Annotated in this window: 4 protein-coding genes; 3 read left to right on the forward strand and 1 reads right to left on the reverse strand. The window is 67.2% G+C overall.

Annotated features, from left to right (window positions below; genetic code table 11):
* The first annotated feature begins 430 nt into the window (after positions 1–430).
* Both ABD841_RS40120 and ABD841_RS40125 read left to right on the forward strand, forming a co-directional pair.
* Positions 431–1651 (forward strand): cytochrome P450 family protein, encoded by a 1221-nt coding sequence (locus ABD841_RS40120; RefSeq protein ID WP_344982303.1) that lies wholly within the window; start codon positions 431–433, stop codon positions 1649–1651.
* 534 nt (positions 1652–2185) lie between these two features.
* On the forward strand, positions 2186–2341 hold the full coding sequence (locus ABD841_RS40125) for a hypothetical protein (RefSeq protein WP_344982304.1): 156 nt from the start codon (positions 2186–2188) through the stop codon (positions 2339–2341).
* Between the two features lie 206 nt (positions 2342–2547).
* Here ABD841_RS40125 and ABD841_RS40130 read toward each other — a convergent pair whose 3' ends face one another.
* Positions 2548–3492: an AraC family transcriptional regulator gene (locus ABD841_RS40130; protein ID WP_344982305.1), complete on the reverse strand. Its 945-nt coding sequence runs from the start codon at positions 3490–3492 to the stop codon at positions 2548–2550.
* Between the two features lie 305 nt (positions 3493–3797).
* Between ABD841_RS40130 and ABD841_RS40135 the strand changes: the two genes are divergently transcribed.
* Positions 3798–5061, forward strand: a 1264-nt coding sequence (locus ABD841_RS40135) for an ABC transporter substrate-binding protein (protein WP_344982306.1), incomplete at its 3' end; no start/stop codon positions are given.

Consider the following 5061-nt stretch of genomic DNA (forward strand, 5'->3'; position numbering starts at 1 on the left):
GCCGCCGGACGGCGCCACACCGTCCAGGCCGTGTTCGACATGACCGCCGCCTGAGCGGGTGGGGGCGCATTTCTTCCGGCGGTACGCGGAAAAGAGGCGGAAACGTGGTCCGGCAGGCGGCGGACCACGAGTCGGTCACTCGTGGGGACCCGGTGATGACTATGGCGGTGTGCAAGTGGCCACAAGTCGGCTCAAGTCGCCTACAAGGGCGACCGCCATCCTGGTGGATCGTTTACAGGTCTGTCCGACAGGAAGGCGATACCGGCCGTTGCCCAAAGATCTTGATCCACAGGTCTTGACGATTGCTCCCGCTTCGGCGGAGCCGGCCGCTCCGCGGGGAGAGTCGGTTCGAAGGAGGAGGCAACACGGCGCAGGGTTCGCATCTCCCGCAGATGAAGCATAATCCGCGACAGAAGTTGAAGGATCACCAATGAGCACATCATCAGTCGGCATGAGCGGACCGCCGGTAGAGCCCTTCAGTCTGGATTTCTACCAGGACCCGCATCCGACGTACGCCTGGCTGCGCGAGCACCGGCCTGTGCACCCCATGCAATTCGCCGGGGTCCGCGTATGGCTGCTCACACGATATGCGGACGTACGAGCGGTATTCAATGATCCGCGGATGAGCGTGAATCAAGAGACAGCCAATGCGGACTTCCTCGCCGCCGGACTGGATTATGGGTCCGGCACTGAGATGGTGCAGGCGCTGCTCTTCAAAGACCCACCCGACCACACCAGGATCCGCGCGCTCGCCTCCAAAGTATTCACCCCACGCAGAATCGCCGGATGGCAGGACACAGTAGAGAGAATCAGCAATCAACTACTTGACGAGCTCGACCCTCACCAGAAGATCGAGCTGCAGGACGCCTACTGCTACCGACTACCGATCATGGTTATCGGCGAGGTGCTCGGCATGCCCCGCGACGACCACCGCAAGCTGCGCCAGTGGATGGATCCGCTGGTCGGCCTGAGCCGTGAAGAAGCCCTTGCGGGGACAAAGTCGATGATGAACTATGTGCGCGACATCATCACCGCGAAGCGGACCGATCCAGCGGATGATGTGATCTCCGCGCTCATCGCCGCGCGTGACGGCGATCAGAAGCTCACCGAGGACGAACTGGTGGGCAACGTCTTCGGCCTTGTCAGTGCCGGCTTCGAGACCACTGCCAGTTTGATCGGCAACGCGTTGCTCGCCCTGCTCGATCACCCCGGCCAGCTGAGGCTCCTGCAGGAAGACCCTGCGCTCATGGACCGCGCCGTGGAAGAGCTGCTTCGATACGACGGCCCTACAGCGACCACGATTTTCCGCTTTCCCAGGGAGGACGTGCGTATCGGCGGCAGCGTCATCCCTGCCGGGGAGCCGATTCTCATGGCGCTGGGAGCGGCGAACCGGGATCCCGAGGTCTTCAGCGATCCGGACACCCTCGACGTCCGCCGAGACGACAACCCGCACATCAGTTTCGGCCGCGGAATCCACCACTGCCTTGGCGCCGCCCTCGCTCGGCTCGAAGGAAAGATCGCGCTGCGAACGTTGCTCCGGCGGTATCCGGACATCGGCCTTGCCGTGTCGCGGCAACAGATCCGGTACAAGTCCGCACTCATCGTACGCGGCCTTGAGGAGCTCCCTGTTGTCCTGCGGCCAACGCCGTGAGCAACTGGTGCGGCAGCCCCGGTTCGTAGTCTTCGGCCTGCAGGGACTATGTCCGTTCCCTGCGTAGCGGAGACAGCCGACGGCCACAGCAGTGATCATTCCGGTGCGAGAGAACCGAAGATCACGCGGTGGCCGTCCAGGCCAGGGACGAGCAGATCGACTCGGCCACGAAGACCGGCTGTGAGCTCGTCCGTACGAGCCGTGCCGGTGACACAAGCCGCTTGCGCCCGTTGATCTCCTTGTTCGCGGCGTAACCGCGGCTGCCGGCCCCGATGGTGTCGGTATGACGCTCCGGCTGTCCATCGCCGCCGCCGACGGTTCGCTCCGGCGGCCGACGGTGCCGGCGCGCGGGGACCCCCGGTGTGCCAGCCGGGACACGAACCGTTCCAAACGGATTTCAAGTCTCCACAAATCGATGTATGACGCCACAAGGGAACGACTGGCCAATCTTTTCACAATGATCGGGAACGGCCGCCGGAGCGCCGGTAAAAGGCGGAAGGCAGGGCGGAGGAGGCGGTCCGGATAGTCCTGCTGGTGCTGACCGCCCGCGGCCTGGAGGTGCCGGACGACGTACGCGCCCGGATCACCGCCTGCACCGACCTCACCCGGCTGGAATCCTGGGCGGCCCGCGCGGCGACCGCCCAGACCGCGCACGACCTGTTCGACGAAGCGGACGAAGAAGACCGCTGACGGATACCCGCCGGGTGCGCCACCAGTGCGGTCGCCGCACCGGTGGCGCCTCCGTACTCACGCCGAGCACCGACGTGCGTGACCGCTCAAGGTCAGTAGCCGATCCTCAACGAGGCCGGCACATGGTTTCCCAGGAGCACTCTGACCTCCGCACCCCGTACCGCAGAACGCGTCCCGTCCCTCGGCGGGAACCGGTCACCCGTCGATCACGTAGCGAACCCCCGGAGGCCGGGGTTCCCGGCGGAGTTCGTCGTTATCGTGACGGACCGGTGGGTGAACTTCCTGCGGTAGCTGGAGGGGTTCATCCCGAAGTGGGCCTTGAACCTCCTGGCGAAGTAGTTCGGATCCCCCCAGCCCACCTGCTCGCCGATCTGCGCGATCGGCTCCTCGCCGAGCAGGAGCAGGGTCGCGGCGACCTCCACCCGCTGCCTGGCCAGGTAGGCCATCGGCGGCAGCCCGGTCGCGGCCTTGAACAGCCGCACCAGGTATCCCGGCGTCAGGTGCAGATGGCCGGCCAGCTCCGTCAGCGTCCAGTCGTGGGCCACCCTGCCCTCCATCAGCCGCATCGCCCGCACGACGGCCGGATGGGCGGGACCGACCGGCTCCTCCGCGCCCTCCCGCGTCTCCGCGGCGGCCCGCGCGAGGTTGCCGAGGAGCACCGACAGGTGGCCGATGATGTCGCCGCGGTGGTGGGAGACCGGAAACGCGCGCAGCCGGTCCAGCCCGTCCAGCTGGGTCAGGCACTCGTCCAGGGCCTTCCCCGAGAGCCGGAAGGAGAGCGTCCCCCTGCGGCCCATCGAGTACGGGCCGGTCCACAGCAGGTATCCCAGCAGCGCGTCCTCCCTGCTCCAGGCGAGCTCCCGGTGCAGCAGCTCGACGCTGAAGCAGCAGTTGTACAGCTCCAGCCGGTCACACTCCTCGTACCCGTGCCAGGCGCCGGGCCGCAGCAGGACGACGTCGCCGCGGCGCAGCGGCTCCCGGCCCGTCGTCGCGTGGTGGATGGCGCTGCCCCCGGTGACGACCGCCACCTCGACGAAGCTGTGCGTGTGCGTGTGGAAGAAGCCGTGGTGGAGGTAGCGGCCGGCGTAGGCGAGCGAGCCGTCGGTGAAGTAGAGCAGGCCTTCCGACTCCGCCACCGGATCGTCATGCATGCGCGCACCCTACCCGTCCCCGCCTCACCGGCCGAGGTTAATTTTGTGCTATCAACTGGCGAATAGCGGCCTATCCGCTCCCCCTCTCCACGGTGCACCATCCAGTGCAGGCCTGAGAAACCTGCCGGAAACATCCGGCGCCGGACCGCTGGCTTTCGCAGCCGATTAAAACGTTCCGCCGTCGGGACCGTACGGGATGCCGTACGGGCTCCCGCCAGGGGCGTTCGGGGGTTCGGCGGCTCACGTGCGCGGTCTCCGCCGTCGCGGCCGTCCGGCCGGTCCAAGCAGAACCCCAGGGAGATGAAGTGAGACTCAAGGCATCACTGACGCTGATCTCGGCGTCCCTCCTGCTGACCGCCTGCGGTGGCGGCTCGGCCGAGCCCGCCGCCGACGGCACGGTCACCCTGTCCTTCCTCGTCGACAACGATCAGCTGACCCTCGCCGGGGCCAAGGCGCTCGCGGACGCCTTCAACAAGACCGATCCCACCGTGAAGGTCGAGGTGGAGACGCGGCCGGGAGGCACCGAGGGCGACAACATCGTCAAGACCCGGCTCTCGACGGGCGACATGTCGGATGTGTTCTGGTACAATTCCGGGTCGCTGCTCCAGGCGCTCAACCCGGCCCAGACCATGGTCGACCTCACCGGCGACGCGGTGCTGAAGAACGTGCAGAAGGACTTCCTGCCGGTGGTGACACAGGCCGGCAAGGTGTACGGCGTGCCGGCCGGCGCCGGCATGGGCGGCGGCATCCTGTACAACCGCAAGGTCTACGACAGGCTCGGCCTGAAGGCGCCCACGACCTGGGCGGAGTTCATGGCCAACAACGAGAAGGTCAAGGCGGCCGGGATCACCCCGGTGATCACCACCTTCAAGGACACCTGGACCTCGCAGCTGTTCGTGCTGGGCGATTACCACAACGTCCAGGCCCAGGTGCCGGCCTTCGCGCGGGACTACACCGCGGGCAAGGCCAAGTTCGCCGCCACACCGGCCGCCCTGGCGGGCTTCGAGCACCTGGCCGAGGTCCACGCCAAGGGCTACGTCAACGAGGGATTCGGCTCGGCCACCAGCGACCAGGGCATGAAGATGCTGGTGGAGGGCAAGGGCGCGCACTACCCGATGCTCAGCGCCATGCTGCCGCCCATGCTGAAGGACAACCCGCAGGTCGCCACCGACATCGGCTTCTTCGGCGTCCCGGGCACCGACGCGGCCAAGCACGGCGCCACCGTCTGGGAGCCGCCGGGCATCTACATCGCCAAGACCACCGAGCACCCGGACGCGGCCAAGAAGTTCCTGGCCTTCGTCGCCTCGCCCGCCGCGACCGAGGCGGTGGGCAAGGTCGTCCAGCCCGCCGGGCCGTACCGGATCGAGGGCGCCAAGCTCCCGGACGACGCCATCCAGGCGGCCAAGGACCTGCAGGCCTACATCGACAAGGGCGCCACCACGCCCGCCCTGGAGTTCCTGTCCCCGGTCAAGGGCCCGTCGCTGGAGCAGATCACCGTCGCGGTCGGCTCCGGACTGACCAAGCCCGCCGAGGGCGCCGCCCAGTACGACCAGGACGTGGCCAAGCAGG

Source organism: Streptosporangium fragile, assembly GCF_039534445.1.
Taxonomy (GTDB): Bacteria; Actinomycetota; Actinomycetes; order Streptosporangiales; family Streptosporangiaceae; genus Streptosporangium; species Streptosporangium fragile.